The sequence below is a fragment of the Pseudomonas sp. H3_D04 genome, assembly GCF_054669175.1.
Genome location: NZ_CP162801.1, coordinates 2,412,929 through 2,430,085 on the forward strand (window position 1 = coordinate 2,412,929; position 17,157 = coordinate 2,430,085).

At 60.6% G+C, this 17,157-nt stretch carries 15 protein-coding genes and 1 pseudogene; 10 read left to right on the top strand and 6 right to left on the bottom strand.

Features of this window, described 5'->3' with window-relative positions:
- Entirely contained in the window at positions 1-960 is a 960-nt protein-coding gene (gene speB, locus AB4N91_RS11280) for an agmatinase (protein WP_200666180.1), read from the top strand.
- Positions 961-1,036: 76 nt separating this feature from the next.
- Here speB and AB4N91_RS11285 read toward each other — a convergent pair whose 3' ends face one another.
- Positions 1,037-2,089, bottom strand: coding sequence for an aldo/keto reductase (locus AB4N91_RS11285; protein WP_154504775.1), 1,053 nt, complete (start codon positions 2,087-2,089; stop codon positions 1,037-1,039).
- A gap of 200 nt (positions 2,090-2,289) precedes the next feature.
- Between AB4N91_RS11285 and AB4N91_RS11290 the strand changes: the two are divergent.
- The 6 genes and pseudogenes from AB4N91_RS11290 to chrA all read left to right on the top strand — a co-directional run bounded on the left by AB4N91_RS11290 (position 2,290) and on the right by chrA (position 6,956).
- Positions 2,290-3,007 (top strand): annotated as a pseudogene (locus tag AB4N91_RS11290) (helix-turn-helix transcriptional regulator).
- A 52-nt stretch (positions 3,008-3,059) separates the two neighbouring features.
- Positions 3,060-3,401 carry a nuclear transport factor 2 family protein gene (locus AB4N91_RS11295; protein ID WP_460112457.1) on the top strand — a complete coding sequence of 114 codons (342 nt, stop codon included), beginning with the start codon at positions 3,060-3,062 and terminating at the stop codon, positions 3,399-3,401.
- A 27-nt stretch (positions 3,402-3,428) separates the two neighbouring features.
- Positions 3,429-4,547 carry a cell division protein ZapE gene (gene zapE / locus AB4N91_RS11300; RefSeq protein ID WP_010460579.1) on the top strand — a complete coding sequence of 373 codons (1,119 nt, stop codon included), beginning with the start codon at positions 3,429-3,431 and terminating at the stop codon, positions 4,545-4,547.
- Positions 4,548-4,565: 18 nt separating this feature from the next.
- A complete protein-coding gene (locus AB4N91_RS11305; RefSeq protein WP_010460577.1) occupies positions 4,566-5,147 on the top strand; it encodes a DinB family protein in 582 nt (193 codons plus the stop codon).
- Positions 5,148-5,249: 102 nt separating this feature from the next.
- Entirely contained in the window at positions 5,250-5,741 is a 492-nt protein-coding gene (locus tag AB4N91_RS11310; protein ID WP_010460575.1) for a GNAT family N-acetyltransferase, read from the top strand.
- A 6-nt stretch (positions 5,742-5,747) separates the two neighbouring features.
- A complete protein-coding gene (gene chrA / locus AB4N91_RS11315; protein WP_102595628.1) occupies positions 5,748-6,956 on the top strand; it encodes a chromate efflux transporter in 1,209 nt (402 codons plus the stop codon).
- A gap of 56 nt (positions 6,957-7,012) precedes the next feature.
- Here the strand turns inward: chrA and AB4N91_RS11320 are convergent, their stop codons facing one another.
- The 4 genes from AB4N91_RS11320 to AB4N91_RS11335 all read right to left on the bottom strand — a co-directional run bounded on the left by AB4N91_RS11320 (position 7,013) and on the right by AB4N91_RS11335 (position 11,896).
- Positions 7,013-7,222 (bottom strand): hypothetical protein, encoded by a 210-nt coding sequence (locus tag AB4N91_RS11320; protein ID WP_010460570.1) that lies wholly within the window; start codon positions 7,220-7,222, stop codon positions 7,013-7,015.
- 96 nt (positions 7,223-7,318) lie between these two features.
- Entirely contained in the window at positions 7,319-9,556 is a 2,238-nt protein-coding gene (locus AB4N91_RS11325) for a TonB-dependent siderophore receptor (RefSeq protein WP_460112458.1), read from the bottom strand.
- 202 nt (positions 9,557-9,758) lie between these two features.
- Complete coding sequence (locus AB4N91_RS11330; RefSeq protein WP_077747794.1) at positions 9,759-11,504, bottom strand: phosphoethanolamine transferase CptA; 1,746 nt, start codon at positions 11,502-11,504, stop codon at positions 9,759-9,761.
- Positions 11,505-11,713: 209 nt separating this feature from the next.
- Positions 11,714-11,896: a DUF6026 family protein gene (locus tag AB4N91_RS11335; protein WP_077747795.1), complete on the bottom strand. Its 183-nt coding sequence runs from the start codon at positions 11,894-11,896 to the stop codon at positions 11,714-11,716.
- 272 nt (positions 11,897-12,168) lie between these two features.
- On the opposite strand from AB4N91_RS11335, the gene gnd reads away from it, so the two are divergent.
- From gnd to AB4N91_RS11350, 3 genes are read left to right on the top strand one after another with little or no spacing between them, the layout of a single operon-like run.
- Positions 12,169-13,149 carry a phosphogluconate dehydrogenase (NAD(+)-dependent, decarboxylating) gene (gene gnd, locus AB4N91_RS11340; protein ID WP_102595630.1) on the top strand — a complete coding sequence of 327 codons (981 nt, stop codon included), beginning with the start codon at positions 12,169-12,171 and terminating at the stop codon, positions 13,147-13,149.
- Positions 13,146-14,669, top strand: a complete 1,524-nt coding sequence (gene zwf, locus AB4N91_RS11345; RefSeq protein ID WP_102595631.1) for a glucose-6-phosphate dehydrogenase — start codon at positions 13,146-13,148, stop codon at positions 14,667-14,669. The genes gnd and zwf overlap by 4 nt, the downstream gene beginning before the upstream one ends.
- Entirely contained in the window at positions 14,666-15,490 is an 825-nt protein-coding gene (locus AB4N91_RS11350; protein WP_154912204.1) for an HAD family hydrolase, read from the top strand. The genes zwf and AB4N91_RS11350 overlap by 4 nt, the downstream gene beginning before the upstream one ends.
- Positions 15,491-15,579: 89 nt before the next feature.
- Here AB4N91_RS11350 and nhaB read toward each other — a convergent pair whose 3' ends face one another.
- On the bottom strand, positions 15,580-17,082 hold the full coding sequence (gene nhaB, locus AB4N91_RS11355; RefSeq protein ID WP_010460560.1) for a sodium/proton antiporter NhaB: 1,503 nt from the start codon (positions 17,080-17,082) through the stop codon (positions 15,580-15,582).
- Between the last annotated feature and the right edge of the window lie 75 nt (positions 17,083-17,157).

Here is a 17,157-nt window from a genome sequence, read left to right on the forward strand (position 1 = left end):
ATGGACGTCCCGATGCAAAACGATCAGGCCCTGACCCGCGACAGCCTCTTCGGTACTGCCGCCGAAAGTACTTACGCCGGTATCACCAGTTTCATGCGTCGTCGCTACAGCCGTGATTTGCGCGGCGTCGACGTGGTGGTCAGCGGTGTGCCGTTCGACACCGCCACCAGCAACCGTCCCGGTGCGCGCTTCGGCCCGCGCGGCATTCGCGCCGCATCGACCGGCATCGCCTGGGAACGTCACTGGCCATGGACGTTTGACCCGTTCGATCATCTGGCGGTCATCGACTACGGTGATTGCGCCTTCGATTACGGCTCGCCGCACGCGGTGCCGGAAAGCATCGAGGCCCACGCCGAGCACATCCTGAACGGCGGTTGCGCGATGCTGACCTTCGGCGGTGACCACTTCGTCAGTTATCCGCTGCTTAAGGCCCATGCGCGCAAACATGGCCCCCTGTCGTTGATTCACTTTGACGCCCACAGCGATACCTGGCCGGACGAAGAGGGCAAGCGCGTCGATCACGGGACGATGTTCTGGCACGCGGCCAAGGAAGGTTTGGTGGATCCGTCGCGCTCGGTGCAGATCGGCTTGCGCACCACCAATGATGATCACCAGGGCTTCCAGGTACTGGATGCGCGGCAGGTGCATCGGCAAGGGTGTGAGGCGATTGTCGAGGCGATTCGTGCGCGGGTGGGGGATAACCCGGTGTACCTGACGTTCGATATCGATTGCCTCGACCCGGCGTTCGCACCGGGCACCGGAACGCCGGTGTGTGGAGGCTTGAGCACGGTGCAGGCGCTGGAGATTCTCGGCGGGTTGCGCGGGATCAATCTGGTGGGGATGGACGTGGTGGAAGTCGCGCCGGCCTACGACCATGCGGACATTACGTCACTGGCGGCGGCGACATTGGCGATGGAGATGCTGTGCCTGTATGCGGCCAGGCACAAAATAGACCGGTAAGACGCCTTCTTGTGGCGAACACAAAGTCTGTGAACGCCACAAATCCGTAGGAGCGAGGCTTGCCCGCGAAGCTTTTTCAGGCCACCGGAATGATTGGCAGGTCAAGGGTTTCAGCCCCTGTATACCGCGCCGCCGAACCGGCAATCGTTTCATGTGGCACGCCCTTCGGCACGTTGCTGACCCCATCAAGCCGCGACAATTGCTCCGGGCTCAATTGCACCGTCAACGCGCCCAATGTTGCATCCAGTTGCTCACGAGTGCGCGAACCCAGAATCGGAATCAGCGCCGTCGTCGAACGCTTGGCCTTTTCCCGCAGCCAGGCAATGGCCACATGGGTCGGCGTGGCTTCAAGCTCCGCTGCCACTGCGAGCAAGGTGTCGAGCAGGGCGGTTTCGTGGGCGCTTTTCTCGGTGTGGACCAGCATGCCGAGTTTGGCGGCGCGGTTGTTGTCATCATTGCTGCGGTACTTGCCCGTGAGAAACCCGCCACCCAGCGGCGACCAGATCGTAGCCGCCAGCCCGAGCGCTTCGGCCATCGGCAGCAACTCACGTTCGGCGGTGCGTTCGGCCAGGCTGTATTCGGCCTGAATCGCTGCAATCGGCGCGAAACCGCGTACTTCGGCCAGGACATCGGCGCGAGCAATGCGCCAGGCCGGGAAATTCGACAGCCCGGCGTAGTGAATCTTGCCGGCGCGCACCAGGTCGTCGAAGCCGCGCAGGATCTCTTCCATCGGCGTCACGCCGTCACTGATGTGCGCCCAGAACAGGTCGATGTGATCGGTGTTGAGCCGTTTCAGGCTTTCTTCCACGGCACGAACCATGTTCTTGCGGCTGTTGCCGGTGTGGGAAATGCCCGCGGCTGGCGTGGTACCCATGGTGTATTTGGTGGCGATAACCAGGCGATCGCGTTCCGGTGCGATGAACTCGCTGAGCATGGCTTCCGACTGGCCGGCCTGATAACCGTTGGCGGTGTCGATGAAGTTGCCGCCGGCTTCCAGGTAACCGTCGAAAATGCGCTTGGCTTCGTCACGCTCGGCGCCATGCCCCCAGCCGGTGCCGAAGTTACCGGCGCCCAGCGCCAGTTCCGAAACCCGCAAGCCGGTTTTGCGGCCGAAGACTGTGTAATGCATGAGGTAACTCCTGAGGAACGACGCCGGGGGTGATTTAAATGTCTAGCAACATGTATTTAATATGATGTGAGTAATATGGCTCGTCAAGGCGCTTTTCCAGGCAGGGCAAAACAGCTGACCATCAGGGCGGCGCTCCTGCCAACTTCTGACAGCGGCCTCTGCTAAGCTCCGACGACTTTTCAGGAAAGAGCCTGCCGATCGTGTCGCGTACCACTCGTTTACTCACGTTGTTGCAAGTACTGCGGGGTAAAAGTCGTCCGGCCACGGCCGCGACGCTCGCCGGGGAATTGCAGATTTCCGAACGCACGTTGTACCGCGACATCGCCGAGTTGACCGCGCTGGGCGCACCCATCTTCGGCGAAGCAGGGGTCGGCTACGTGTTGCGCAGCGGGTTGTTCCTGCCGCCTCTGATGCTCAATGCCGACGAAACCGAAGCCATCGTGCTCGGATTGCGTTACGTCGATCAGCGTGGCGACGAGGTGTTGAGCAAAGCCGCGGCCGATGCCCTGGCGAAGATTGCCGCCGTGTTGGCGCCTGAAGCTCAGGATGCTTTGCGCAACCCGACGGTGTTGCCGGGCCCGCGCGGCTATGGGTATCCGCAAAACGCCGTGCCGTTGAACATGTTTCGTCAGGCGATTCGCGATCAATCCAAGCTGAACATCGATTATGCAGACGCTCAAACAGGTGCCCAGTCAGCGGCTGATCTGGCCATTGGCGCTGGGTTTTCTCAATGAGGTGCGGATCATTGTCGCCTGGTGCGAATTGCGCAGTGCCTACCGCACGTTTCGTACCGACCGGATCTCGGCCGCTCACGAGCAGGGCGAGCGCTATCCGGGGCGACGCAGCGACCTGTTGCGCACCTGGCACAAGCAGATGCAACTGGATGACGCCGGGCGTTTCACTCCTGACAAGAATTGACACAGACCTGTTCTAGCATGGCTCCAGAATCAAACAACAAGGAGCCGCACCCATGTCCAATCCAGCCTCTTCACTGGCACCCGCCATCGCCGCCTACATTGCCGCCGCCAATGCCCGCGACACCTCGCGGGTCGGCAGTTTTTTTGCTAAGGACGCCAACGTGTTCGATGAGGGCCAACACCGGATCGGCACGCAAGCCATCGCCCAATGGATGCAAGACACCGCGCAACGTTATGAACCACGGGTCGAAGTGCTCGACGTTCAGCAACGTACCGGCAAAGTCCTGGTGCACAACCTGATTTCCGGGACCTTTCCCGGCAGTCCGCTGGAACTGCGCTACATGTTCCGCCTCAACGAGCAGGGCAAGATCGCCCGGCTGGACATCTCTGTGTAAACCCGAGCGCATGGCATACTGCCGCGCATGAATGTCGACTCTCCCCTAAGCGCCTGGCAACACGCCATTGAACAGAAGGGCTTCGTCCAGGACGAAGCCCAGGAACATGCCGTGTGGGCGCTGCAAAAATGCCATGAAGCCCTGCATGAAGGCCGCACGCCGATCACCGGCGTTTACCTCTGGGGGCCGGTCGGACGGGGCAAAACCTGGTTGATGGATCAGTTCTACCAAAACCTCAAGGTCCCGGCCCGACGCCAACACTTTCACCATTTCATGGGCTGGGTGCATCAGCGCTCGTTCCAGCTGACCGGCACCGCCGACCCGTTGAAGGCGCTGGCCCGTGAGTTGAGCCAGGAAGTGCGGGTGCTGTGTTTCGATGAACTGTTCGTCAACGACATCGGCGACGCGATCATTCTCGGGCGTTTGTTTCAGGTGATGTTCGAGCAGGGCGTGGTGGTGGTCTGCACCTCCAATCAACCGCCGGACCAGCTATACGCCGATGGCTTCAACCGCGACCGCTTCGTGCCCGCCATCGAAGCGATCAAAAAGCACATGCAAGTGATCGCGGTGGATGGCGGCGAAGACCATCGCCTGCATCCCGGCGCGGGTCTGCAACGGTATTGGGTGGCGGCGCCCGGGCAGCCGAGCGCGCTCGGTGAGGTGTTCAACGGGTTGACCGCAGGCCAGCCCACGTCCAGCGATCCGATCACGGTTGGTTACCGCTCGGTCACTGTGGTGCAGGCCAGTTCGACAGTACTCTGGTGCCGCTACGCCGACCTGTGCGAACAGCCGTTCGCCGCCATGGACTTCATGGCGCTGTGCGACACCTTCAGCGCTATTCTGTTGAGTGAAGTGCCAAATTTGAGCGCACAGAAACGTGAAGGGCGCATCGCCCGAGGCACGGAAGACGGTGCCGAACGGGTCGTGGCCGGTGATCGCGAGCTGCCGCAATTGTCGGTGCATGACGACGGTGTCCGGCGTTTCATTGCCCTGGTGGACGAGTGCTACGACCGCAAGGTGCCGCTGTACCTCGAAGCGCAGGTGCCGATGGCGGCGTTGTACACCGAGGGTTATCTGGAATTCCCGTTCCGCCGCACGTTAAGCCGTTTACAGGAAATGCAGTTGCAACGCTTCGCCGAAGCCTGATGGCCGGGAGCCGCGAATATGAATCAGCCTCTGTCTCACCATTTGCTGACCATGGCCTATCAGAATGCCTGGGCCAATTACCGACTCGCCAAGGCCTGGACTCAGCTGAGCCCGACCGAACTGGCGGCACCGCGAGTGAGCTTCTTCCCCAGCCTGATCGCCACCCTCAACCACATCCTGACGTGCGACTGGTTTTACGTGGATGCGCTGGAGCGGGAACTGCGCGGGGACGATCCGCATCCTGATTGCTATGTGTTCTTTGCCAAAGACGAGCCGTTCGCGTTGGCCGCCGATCTGCAGCGTGAACAAGCGCATGTGGACCGTCGCCTGATTGCCTATTGCGAACAATTGCGCGACGCCGACCTGGGACGCATCGTGACCATCGCCCGGGACACGCCGCAACATGACAGCCGTCTGCGCCTGCTATCGCATTTGTTCGAACACCAGCTGCATCATCGCGGCCAGGTTCACGCGATGCTCAGCGGCACCTCGGTCAAGCCGCCGCAGCTGGACGAGTTTTTCTGCGCCGGGGAATCGCACCTGAGGGCTGAGGATTTTGCCGAGTTGGGCTGGACCGAAACGCTGATCTGGGGCGTTTGAAACAGGTTCGGGTTGTCGCCGATTGCGCCTCGATATAATGTCCGTCGACCTCCCGGCGCGAGTGACGCGCCGGGGCAACTTGACGGGACGTTGACGATGGAAATGGAATCCGCAGAAATTCTAGTGCTTCAGGCCAGCTACACCAATGGGCTGCATGCCGAGGCGATCGGTGTGGTGCTCAATGCCTACGCCGAAGACCCGATGGGCGGCGGGCACCCACTGCCCGAAGACATCCTGCGGCAACTGCCGGGGGAACTGGCCAAGCGTCCTCATGCATTCAGCGTGCTGGCGTTTGTCGGTGGCGAGCCGGCCGGGCTGGTCAATTGCTTCGAAGGTTTCTCGACGTTTGCCTGCCGGCCGCTGGTCAACGTGCACGATGTGGCGGTGATGCCCAGGTTTCGCGGCCTGGGGTTGAGCCAGAAGATGCTGCAAAAAGTTGAAGACATCGCCCGCCAGCGCGGCTGCTGCAAGATCACCCTGGAAGTCCTCGAGGGTAATGCCGTCGCGCAGGCGTCTTATGGCAAGTTCGGATTTGCCCCCGGCATGTTCGACCCGGCCCATGGCCGAATGCTGTTTTGGACCAAGGACCTTTAACGCCACATGAGCCGCCTCGATGACGCGCAAGGCAGGGCACCCGTGAAAACGGACAAGCCGTGGGCGATTTTCCTGATCTTTCTGCGCCTGGGGCTGACCTCGTTTGGCGGTCCTGTCGCCCATCTGGGCTATTTTCGTGACGAGTTCGTGGCGCGTCGGCGCTGGCTCGGCGAAGCCGCCTACGCCGAACTGATTGCCCTGTGCCAGTTTCTGCCGGGCCCGGCGAGTAGCCAGGTGGGCATGGCGCTGGGTTTGTCCCGCGCCGGCTATTGGGGGGCATTGGCGGCGTGGGCAGGGTTTACCTTGCCCTCGGCGCTGATCCTGACGCTGCTGGCATTGGGCATCACCCACGGTGGCTGGGCGTTGCCGGCCGGTTTGATTCACGGGCTGAAAATTGTCGCCGTCGCCGTGGTTGCCCAGGCCGTGTGGGGGATGGCCCGCACGTTATGCCGAGGTCCGGTGCAAGTGGGCATCACGTTGCTGGCGACTGCCGGGGTGTTGCTCTGGCCAACGATGGGCGGGCAACTGACGGTGATGGCCGTGGCGGCGCTGATCGGCCTGGTCTTGCTGCACAACGCCAATGCAGCGCCACGGGAGGGTTTGTCGATTCGGGTCAGTCGCGTGGCCGGCTGGCTGGCGATGGCTGTGTTCGTGACGTTGCTGTTGGGGTTGCCGTTGATTGCGCATTACTGGCCGGACTCGCTGACCAGCCTGTTCGACCGTTTCTACCGCACGGGGGCGCTGGTGTTTGGCGGCGGCCATGTGGTGTTGCCGCTGTTGCAAAGCCAGGTCGTGAGCACGGGATTGCTCGACAATGACGTGTTTCTCGCCGGTTACGCCGCCGCGCAAGCGATGCCAGGACCATTGTTCACGTTTGCGGCGTTCCTTGGCGCGTCCATCAGCGGCTGGAGCGGCGCGCTGGTGTGCGTCCTGGCGATATTCCTGCCGTCGCTGTTGCTGGTGATCGGCGTCCTGCCGTTCTGGCAGCGCTTGCGTGGCATCGGCCGAGTGCAAGCGGCGCTGGCCGGGGTGAACGCCGGGGTGGTCGGGTTGTTGCTGGCTGCGTTGTATCAGCCATTGTGGACCACCTCGATCCTCGGGCCGCTGGATGTTCTGATGGCGGTCCTGGCATTGATGGCGCTGCTGTTCTGGCGGTGCCCGCCGTGGTTACTGGTGCTGCTGGGCGGGTTTTGCGGGGTGCTGCTGGGCGCGTGAAAACTGTCGAGCGGGCATAAAAAAGGGCGTCCCTCAGAACGCCCGTTTGCCATCGTTTATGTCGGCCGATAGGTTTCGGTCACTTGCGCGGTCTGATCGTTCGGAACCCTCAGCTCGATCGTCCTGGTCTCGATGCCGTTGGCCTGCTGTTGTTTGAAGTGCAGGGTTTCGAAGTAATACCTCATGCGCTCGGCGCCGCCTTCTGCAAAGGCTGCTGTCGAACCGAACATCATCAGACTGGCAAGAATCAACGCGGTACGTTTCATGGTGTGCCTCCTACTGCGGATAGGGTGCTCTTTCGTCCATGAACCAATGTTGCCTGGCCATTATCCGCCGATTCCGTCAGCTGGATATGATCTGCGTCAGAGCTTCCAGTCCAGGCTCAGGGTGACCGTGCGCGGGTCACCCCAGTAGACGCCGTTGTAGAAGCCGACGTTGTCGTAATACTTCTTGTCGAACAGGTTATCGACGTTCAGCGAAGCCGACAGGTGCTGATCAAATGCGTAGCGCGACATCAGTTTGACCACGGTGTAGGCCTCCTGACGGATGTGGGTGCTGGCGGTGATGATCTCGCCATCGGCGCCACGGCCGACCGGGCGCCTGGCCGCGCGGTAGACGTCGCTTTGCCAGTTCACGGCGCCGCCCACGGTCAGTGCCTGCCAGTCGCCGGGCAAGCGATAAGCCGTGGAGAAGCGGAACATGTTCAACGGCTGGTTGGTGTTGTTGCGCTGCTTCTCGCCATTGGCCGAGTGGGTATAGGTGTAGCCGGCCGTCATGTTCCAGCCTGCCATCACTTCACCTGAGACCTCGGCTTCGAAACCCTGGACTTTGTTGCCTTTGCCGCCCGATTTGAAGAATTCCTCACCGGTGACCGGGTCCGGTGGCACCGAGTCGTCGAGTTCGGCCACGTTATCCTGCTTGCTCCAGAACACCGCGGTGGCGAGGTTCAGTCGCTCTTCGAGCAGGCTGCCCTTGAGCCCCAGTTCATAGTTGCTGCCGACCACTGGCTCGAGGTAGTTGTGATTGCTGTCACGCTCGTCCTGCGGCTTGAAAATATCGGTGTAGCTGACATAAGCGGTGTATTCAGGCGTGATGTCGTAGAGCAGCCCGGCGTACGGTGTCCACATGTCGTTGTGCTTCTGGCTGGTGGATTCGACACCGGTCAGTTGCAGATTGCCGTCGTATTGGTTGGCCTTTCTTGAAATTTCCCACGTGCCATAGCGACTGCCGAGTACCGCGTGCAGGTCGTCGGTCAGGGTCAGGCGCGTGGCCAGGTAACCGGCCTTTTGCCGGGTGCTTTCATCGGAGCCTTTCAGGCCGGTGACGGTGTCCGGGAATTTGGGAATGCCACCCATGTACTTCCAGTCGGGGACTTTCTCGTAATCCGGCGACTGCGGGCCGTCTACCGTGTAAGGGTTGTCTTCGCTGCGTTCGGCTTCGCCATAGCCGATCATCATTTCGTGCTCACGCCCGAAGAGCGAATAAGGGCCGGACACGTTGAAGTCATAGGCTTTCATTTTTTGCGTGCCGACCATGTGGCTGACGTTGGCGATCATGCCGCTGCGATCGGCCTCGGGGAAGCCGCCACCGCCGTAGTAGATCTTGCCGTCGGTGTCACTCTCACGGTGGGTGTAAGCGGCCTTGAGGTGCCAGCCGGCGCCCAGTTGCTGGTCCAGCGTGGCAAACGCGGTCTTGTCTTTCAGTGGCCAGGAACTCCACGGTGTGGCCATGTTGGTGGAGCGTCCGAGGTTGGCTTTGCTGCCGTCAGCATTCCAGTAGGGCACGGTGCCCCAAGAGGTGCCTTGTACCTGTTTGTTTTGGTAGTCGTATCCCACGGCCAGCACGGTGTCATCAGTCAGGTCGGCTTCGAGAATCCCGTAGCCGACTTCCCGTTGCAACGCGTACTTGTCTCGGTAGGAACCGCTGTCGCGATAAGCCAGCACACCGCGACCGCGCAAGCGGCCGTCGAAGGCCAGCGGTCCACCGACATCGACGTAACTGTAGTAATCGTCATAGCTGCCGCCGCTGACATCGGTCTGGGCCTCCCATTGTGCGGTCGGCCGTTTGCGCACCATGTTGATCGTCGCGGAAGGATCGCCGGCGCCCGTGGTCAGGCCGGTCGCGCCGCGAACCACTTCGATGCGGTCGTAAATAATGGTGTCGGAATCGGACTTCATGTAGCTGAAGGTGTTGAGCATTCCATCGATCTGGAAATTGTTGATCGAGTAACCACGGGACGAATAGCTGACGCGGTCCGAATCGTTGTGCTGAACCACCACGCCGGTGGTCTGGCTCATGGCTTCGGAAAGCGTGCCGAGTTTGAAGTCGTCCATTTGCTGGCGGGTGACCACGGACACCGATTGCGGCGTTTCCTTGATCGACAGGTTGAGCCGCGTAGCGGTGCTCATGGCACCGGTGGTGTATGACTCGGTGTTTTCGGTGGTGCTGCCCAATCCCTGGGCTGTCACATTGGTTGCACCCAGTTCAAGGGTGTGGCTCGGCTCTTGATCCGGGGCGGTTTCAGCCAGCAGGTCGGGGCTCAGGGCAGCACTGCACAGGCCCAGGGTAAAGGTCATGGAACGGGTGATAGGCGCGAACATCGCAGCCGACTCCTTGTCTTCGAGGGAAAAATTCCGTTTGTTCAAAGACGAAGGGGGGAGAGGGGATTTAGGTCTAAACGAGAATTATTGTTATTTTAAGATGTTTCGGAGAGGTTATGGCGGGGCCTGGTGTAACCCTGTGGGAGCAAGCTCCCGCAGGGTTCTCGACTGAGTGAAAGATCGGCGCCGATCCCTCAGCGCATCATTTCTGCGCGACTGCCGGATCGGTCGGCGTGCTTTTCGGTTTCATCAGGCTGAAGTCGATCAGCGGGCGCGACTGACGCTCATACGGATTGCCGATCATCAACGGACGCGGCGTGAAGCTGTCGCTGACCAGGCTCTTGCTGCGGTCCAGCTCATCAAAACTCAGACCCGCCAGGTCCGCCCAGGTGTGGATCAGCTGCGAGCTGCTGTAAGGCCGCGCCAGGTCACCGGCAAAACTCCAGTCGTGGGTTTCACGCCATTTCGGCGAAGCCCAGGCCATGAACGGAATGGTGTACATCGGCGCCGTCGGCTTGGCCTCGTTGCGTCCCAGCGTGCTGTGGCCCACGGAGTCGAAGACATCTTCGCCGTGGTCCGAGAGGTACATCAGGAAGCCGTTCGGATCGGATTTGGCGTAGTCCTTGATCAGGCTGGACACCACGAAGTCGTTGTACAACACGGCGTTGTCATAGCTGTTGTACGTCGGCACCTGGTCGTCACGCACGCCGTCCGGCACGCCTTTGCGATCGGTGAACTTGTTGAAGGTCGGTGGGTACCGGTACTGATAGCTCATGTGCGTGCCGAGCAAATGCACCACGATCAGCTTGCGCGGTGCGGCGTCTGCCAGGGCCTTGTTGAATGGTGCGATGACGTCGCCATCGTACTGCGCGGCGTTCTGGTTGCGGTTGTTGTTCAGGTACACCTGCTCGTCGGCCTGTTCGGAGAACGTGGTGAGCATGGTGTTGCGCTTGGTCATGGTTTGCTGGTTGGTGATCCAGAAGGTCTTGTAACCGGCCTGTTTCATCATGCTGACCAGTGACGGCGTGGACAGGTAAAGGTCCGGGTTTTCTTCGTCGGCGAACGTCAGCACCTGCTGCAACGCCTCGATGGTGTAAGGGCGCGGGGTGATGACGTTGTCGAAGACCGCCATCTGATCCTTGAGCTTGTCCAGTTCCGGCGTGGTTTCACGCGGGTAGCCATAGAGGCTCATGCGCTGACGGTTGGTGGACTCGCCGATCACCAGCACCAGGGTCGCTGGCTGGTTGGCCATCGTGTCCTTGAGGTTCTTGAGCGGTGGGATCTTGCTCGCGCTGTCGAGCATGTCTTGCATGCCGGCCAGGGTGTCGAGGTAACGGTGATACGCCACTGCCATCTGCCAAGGCACCGCCGGCTCGATACGGGTTTCGAATTTTTCGAAGCCACCAGCCAGGCTGCCGGTACGCGCGGTTTGCTTGATCAGCGGGTAACCGACCACGGCCACCAGAATGGCGGTTGCAGCCACCAGCGCACGTCCACGGGGCATGTACACCGGGCGCAAGCGGGTCCACAGGAAATAAGCAAACAGCGTGTGGGCGAGGAACGCCGCCACCATCCACCAGGCGAAATACTGGGTCATGTACTCGCCCGCTTCACTGATGTTCGATTCGAACATGATGAAGATGACGCTCTGGGAGAATTCCTGCTGATAGATGAAGAAGTAACCCAGGCTGGCCATCGAGCAGGCCCACAGCACCACGCCGATCACCGCGGCCATGACGCGTGTCTGTCTAGGGAACAGCAGCATCGGCGCGAGCCAGATGGCGCTCATCACAAAGGCTTGGCGGAACCCGGTGAAGCCCGAGGTGCCCGTCAATTGAATGAGTAATTGGGTGATGCCGGAAAAATACCAGAAGAACAGGAACAACCAGAGAAATCCTGCCCAATCAAAACCTTTCGCAGTCGTATTGCTGCGTTTAAACACAGTCATTCAGCGCTCCAGCCAAAAATATCAAATCGCGTATACCCGTCGGGAGCCTTCCATGTTGCCGACGAACGGAAACCGCGCGGATACCGAGCGGCCATAATGAGCCGGAGTATCAACACGTCGATGTGAAAACTTTGTGAGTTGCCGCAAACGGCAAGGCTGGGAAGCGGTGTCGGAAACAGCAGAAGGCTGTTTCCGAGTCAGGCGGGGGATCAGGCGTGTGGTGCGCGCGCGGTGACGGGCAAGGGCTGAGCCGAAGAGCTTTGTGTGAGTAAGCGCAGCTGCGCGAGCTCCTGCTTCAACAGGTCGCGCTCTTCTTTCAACTGGCGCAATTCATCACGACGGATCGTGACGTAAAGGGTTTGTGCTGGCCGTGCTGCTTGTACTGTGCCCATTGCTCACCTCGCAAATGGCGTGCATCAACTGTAAAACCGCCCCGACATCGGGTGCTGTATTACTATCGGCACCGATTTTGATTTCTTTTGCCCCTGAAGGGAACTTTTTTATTTTTCATGGTCGTTGTGTCTTGAGTTCGATTTCCGACGTTATCAGTCAGGATCGGGCACAATGCCCGGAAACTTCACGCCAACGCTCTGGACTAACCCTCATTGGTCGCGTTGGGCTATAACCTTTGACACACTTTATTTGTAGTAGGGAGCATCAGCACATGCAACTCGGGATTATTGGACTGGGCCGCATGGGCGGAAATATTGCGCGTCGCCTGATGCTCAACGGGCATACCACCGTTGTTTACGACCGCAATACCGCCTTCGTCGACACCCTGGCAGCAGAAGGCGCCAAGGGCGTCATCGACTTGCCGGCGCTGGTCGCAGGCCTGGCCAAGCCACGTGCGGTGTGGGTCATGCTGCCGGCCGGTGCGCCGACCGAAGACACCATCGACTCCCTGAGCACCTTGCTCGAAGCCGGCGACACCATCATCGACGGCGGCAACACCTTCTATAAGGACGACATCCGCCGGGCGAAAACCCTGTCGGAAAAAGGCCTGCACTACATCGATGTCGGCACATCCGGCGGCGTCTGGGGCCTGGAGCGCGGTTACTGCATGATGATCGGCGGCGAAGCCGAGGTGGTGAAACGCCTTGATCCGCTGTTCGACAGTCTGGCCCCCGGCATGGGCGACATCCCGCGTACCAAGGACCGCAAGTCGGAAGACGATCGCGCCGAGCGCGGTTACATCCACGCCGGCCCTGCAGGTTCTGGCCATTTCGTGAAGATGATCCACAACGGCATCGAGTACGGAATGATGCAGGCCTTCGCCGAAGGCTTCGACATCCTCAAGACCAAAGCCAGCGAAAACCTGCCGGAAGACCAGCGTTTCGACCTGAACGTGGCCGACATCGCCGAAGTCTGGCGCCGTGGCAGCGTGGTGTCGTCGTGGTTGCTCGACCTGACCGCCGACGCACTGGCCAGCGATCCGAAACTCGACGGGTACTCCGGCTCCGTGGCTGACAGCGGTGAAGGCCGCTGGACCATCGAAGCCGCCATGGAGCAATCGGTGCCTGTACCGGTGCTGTCGAACTCGCTGTTCTCACGCTACCGTTCGCGCGGCCAAGGCACCTTTGGCGACAAGATCCTCTCGGCCCAGCGCTTCGGCTTCGGCGGCCACGTGGAGACTTCGAAAAAATGACCCGTCTGATCCGCAATAAATCGAAAGCAGAACCCGCACCACCGACCACGCTGTTTCTGTTCGGTGCCCATGGTGACCTGGTCAAGCGCTTGCTGATGCCGGCGCTGTACAACCTGAGTCGCGACGGTCTGCTAGGCGATGGACTGCGGATCATCGGCGTTGACCACAACGCCATCAGTGACGAAGCCTTTGCGCAGAAGCTTGAAGATTTCATCCGCACCGAAGCGGCCACCAAAGTCGGCAAGGGCGATGAAGCCCTTGACCCGGCGCTGTGGGCCAAACTGGCCAAAGGCATCAGCTACGTCCAGGGCGATTTCCTGGACGACAGCACGTATCAAGCGCTGGCGGCGAAAATCGCCGCCAGCGGCACGGGCAATGCGGTGTTCTACCTGGCCACCGCGCCACGTTTCTTCAGTGAAGTGGTGCGCCGCCTCGGCGCCGCCGGCTTGCTGCAAGAGACACCCGAAGCGTTCAGAAGGGTGGTGATCGAAAAACCGTTCGGCTCCGATCTGCACACCGCCGAAGCGTTGAATGCATGTCTGCTCAAGGTGATGTCGGAAAACCAGATTTACCGGATCGATCACTACCTGGGCAAGGAAACCGTGCAGAACATTTTGATCAGCCGGTTCTCCAACAGTCTGTTCGAAGCGTTCTGGAACAACCATTACATCGACCACGTGCAGATCACCGCCGCCGAAACCGTCGGCGTGGAAACCCGTGGCAGTTTTTATGAACACACGGGCGCCTTGCGGGACATGGTGCCCAATCACCTGTTCCAGTTGCTGGCGATGGTCGCGATGGAACCGCCGGCAGCCTTTGGCGCCGATGCGGTCCGTGGCGAGAAGGCCAAAGTGGTCGGCGCGATACGTCCGTGGTCCACGGAAGAGGCGCGAGCCAACTCGGTGCGTGGCCAATACACGGCCGGCGAACTCGATGGCAAATCCTTGGCGGGTTATCGTGAGGAAGCCAACGTAGCGTCCGACAGCAACACCGAAACCTACGTCGCGCTCAAGGTCATGATCGACAACTGGCGTTGGGTCGGCGTGCCGTTTTACCTGCGCACCGGCAAACGCATGAGTGTGCGTGACACCGAGATCGTCATCTGCTTCAAACCTGCGCCCTACGCGCAGTTCCGCGATACCGAGGTCGATGAGCTGCAACCGACCTACCTGCGGATTCAGATTCAACCCAACGAAGGCATGTGGTTCGACCTGTTGGCCAAGCGGCCCGGGCCGGCCTTGAAAATGGCCAACATCGAGTTGGGTTTTGCCTACAAGGATTTCTTTGAAATGCAGCCGTCCACCGGCTACGAAACGCTGATCTACGATTGCCTGACGGGTGATCAGACGCTGTTCCAGCGCGCCGACAACATCGAGAACGGCTGGCGCGCCGTGCAGCCATTCCTCGATGCCTGGCAGCAGGACGCGAGCGTGCAGCGCTATCCGGCGGGCGAGAACGGCCCGGAAGCGGCTGATGAACTGCTGGCCCGCGACGGTCGCGTCTGGCACAGCCTCGGATGAGTGACGTCACGCCACAATCCATCCGTTTTCTGCTGAGTGACATGGACGGCACTTTACTGCTGCCCGATCACAGCCTCAGTCAGCGCACCATCGAGGCCGTCCGTTCGTTACGTGAGGCCGGCGTGCTGTTCAGCCTGGCCACCGGGCGTCCACCGAAAGCCATGCTGCAGCAGATCGAAGCCCTCGGTGTCGACCTGCCGACGGCGGCATTCAATGGCGGCACGATCGTCCATCCGGACGGCAGCGTGCTGGTCGCGCATTATTTGCCGGCCACGGCTGCGCTGACGGCGTTGGCGCTGTTTGCCGATCAGGCGGACGTGGAAATCTGGGTGTTCAGTGGCGGTGACTGGTTGCTGAAAGACCCGAACGGGCCGATGGTCCCACGCGAGCAGCACGGCCTCGGCTATCCGCCGGTGGTGGTCGAGAGTTTCGAGCCGTATCTGACGCGCATCGACAAGATTGTTGCCACCAGCCACAACACGCAGTTGTTGATTGAGCTGGAAGCCCAGCTGCTGCCGAAAGTGGAAGGCCAGGCACAAGTCTCGCGGTCGCAACCGGTGTACCTGGACGTGACAGCGATGCTCGCCAACAAGGGTGCCGCACTGGCGACACTGGCGGAGTTTCTCGGTGTGCCGCTGGAGCAGACTGCCGCGATGGGCGATGGCGGCAATGACCCGGCGATGTTTCATCGTGCCGGGTTGTCGATTGCCATGGGGCAGGCGGAAGAAGCGGTGAAGCGCCAGGCCGACGTGGTGACAGGTGCCAATACCGAAGACGGCGCGGCCCAGGCGATCGAGCAATACATCCTCAACGTGGATTAAACCGCGTTATCGTTCTTCGCGGGCAAGCCTCGCTCCTACACTGACCTGTGGGGACGAGGCTTGCCCGCGAAGGCGTCAAACCTGCTAACTCAAAGCCAGAAGCTCACGGCGTACCAACCCAGCACACCCATCACCACCGTGTACGGCACCGCCATCCACACCATCCGCCCATACGACAGGCGAATCAGCGGCGCAATCGCCGACGTCAGCAAAAACAGAAACGCCGCCTGGCCATTGGGTGTCGCCACGCTCGGCAAGTTGGTGCCGGTATTGATCGCAATCGCCAGCGTTTCAAAATGCTCGCGGCTCATATGGCCAGAGATGAACGCCTGTTTCACTTCGGTGATGTAAATGGTCGCCACAAACACGTTGTCGCTGATGGCCGACAGCAAGCCGTTGGCAATGAACAACATGCCCGGCTGTTGATCGGCCGGCAGCGCCAGCACCCACTGGATCAGCGGCGTGAACAGCTGCTGATCGTGAATCACCGCGACCACCGCGAAGAACACCACCAACAGGGCCGTGAACGGCATGGCGTCCTTGAACGCGTTGCCGATGCGGTGCTCGTCGGTGATGCCGGTGAAGGCGGTGATCAACACGATCACCATCAAGCCGATCAGGCCGACCTCGGCGATATGAAACGCCAGCCCGGCAATCAGGATCAACGCCGCCGCGCCTTGCACCAGCAAGGCTGCGCGCTGGCGTGAAGTGCGTTCGGCATTGTCTTCCGCGGCATAGTTGGCCAACACCGCGCGCACGTTGTCCGGCAGCAGCGTGCCATAACCGAACCAGCGCAATTTCTCCAACAGCACGCACGTCACCAGGCCCGCTGCCAGCACGGGCAGCGACACCGGGGCAACCTTCAGGAAAAACTCGGCGAAGTGCCAGCCCATTTCATGGCCGATCAACAGGTTCTGCGGCTCGCCGACCAGCGTACAGACGCCACCCAATGCCGTGCCCACGGCGCCGTGCATCAGCAGGCTACGCAGGAAAGCACGGAACTGATCGAGGTCGTCGTGGTGCAATTTGGGCAGGTGCTGGTCATCACTGAACTCACTGTCCTGACGCGGATCATTGCCCGAGGCGACGCGGTGATACACCGAGTAAAACCCCACGGCGGCACTGATGATCACCGCCGTCACCGTCAGGGCGTCGAGGAACGCCGACAGAAACGCCGAGAGAAAGCAGAACATCAAGGCCAGCAGGGCCTTGGAACGAACCCCCAGCAACAGGCGCGAGAACAGAAACAGCAGCAGGTCTTTCATGAAGTAGATGCCTGCCACCATGAACATCAGCAGCAGGATCACCGGAAAGTTGTGTATCAGTTCGTCATAGAGCGCCTGGGGCGTGGTCATTTTCAGCAGCAGCGCTTCAATCAGCAGCAACCCGCCCGGCATCAGCGGATAACATTTGAGCGCCATGGCCAGGGTGAAGATGAACTCCAGCACCAGCAGCCAACCGGCCGCTACCGGACCGACGGTCCACAACACCAGGGCGTTGAGAATCAGGAAACCGACAATGCTCGCCTTGTACCAGCGAGGCGAGTGGCCTAGAAAGTTGTGCGCGAAGGCCTGGGCCATTGAACCGGACATCGGCTACTCCTTGTATTAAGAAGCGCGCAACTTGCCGTAAGCCGACGGGAAGATCAAGTGGGGGGAAAGTCGTTG

Excerpts from the sequence above, each read along its gene's own strand:
- AB4N91_RS11305 (WP_010460577.1), top strand. The coding sequence starts at position 4,566 with ATGAATCAGCCTCTGTCTCACCATTTGCTGACCATGGCCTATCAGAAT.
- AB4N91_RS11325 (WP_460112458.1), bottom strand. The coding sequence starts at position 9,556 with ATGTTCGCGCCTATCACCCGTTCCATGACCTTTACCCTGGGCCTGTGC.
- AB4N91_RS11295 (WP_460112457.1), top strand. The coding sequence starts at position 3,060 with ATGTCCAATCCAGCCTCTTCACTGGCACCCGCCATCGCCGCCTACATT.
- AB4N91_RS11350 (WP_154912204.1), top strand. The coding sequence starts at position 14,666 with ATGAGTGACGTCACGCCACAATCCATCCGTTTTCTGCTGAGTGACATG.
- gnd (WP_102595630.1), top strand. The coding sequence starts at position 12,169 with ATGCAACTCGGGATTATTGGACTGGGCCGCATGGGCGGAAATATTGCG.
- AB4N91_RS11330 (WP_077747794.1), bottom strand. The coding sequence starts at position 11,504 with ATGACTGTGTTTAAACGCAGCAATACGACTGCGAAAGGTTTTGATTGG.
- AB4N91_RS11285 (WP_154504775.1), bottom strand. The coding sequence starts at position 2,089 with ATGCATTACACAGTCTTCGGCCGCAAAACCGGCTTGCGGGTTTCGGAA.
- nhaB (WP_010460560.1), bottom strand. The coding sequence starts at position 17,082 with ATGTCCGGTTCAATGGCCCAGGCCTTCGCGCACAACTTTCTAGGCCAC.
- AB4N91_RS11335 (WP_077747795.1), bottom strand. The coding sequence starts at position 11,896 with ATGGGCACAGTACAAGCAGCACGGCCAGCACAAACCCTTTACGTCACG.
- zwf (WP_102595631.1), top strand. The coding sequence starts at position 13,146 with ATGACCCGTCTGATCCGCAATAAATCGAAAGCAGAACCCGCACCACCG.
- speB (WP_200666180.1), top strand. The coding sequence starts at position 1 with ATGGACGTCCCGATGCAAAACGATCAGGCCCTGACCCGCGACAGCCTC.
- AB4N91_RS11310 (WP_010460575.1), top strand. The coding sequence starts at position 5,250 with ATGGAATCCGCAGAAATTCTAGTGCTTCAGGCCAGCTACACCAATGGG.
- zapE (WP_010460579.1), top strand. The coding sequence starts at position 3,429 with ATGAATGTCGACTCTCCCCTAAGCGCCTGGCAACACGCCATTGAACAG.
- chrA (WP_102595628.1), top strand. The coding sequence starts at position 5,748 with ATGAGCCGCCTCGATGACGCGCAAGGCAGGGCACCCGTGAAAACGGAC.
- AB4N91_RS11320 (WP_010460570.1), bottom strand. The coding sequence starts at position 7,222 with ATGAAACGTACCGCGTTGATTCTTGCCAGTCTGATGATGTTCGGTTCG.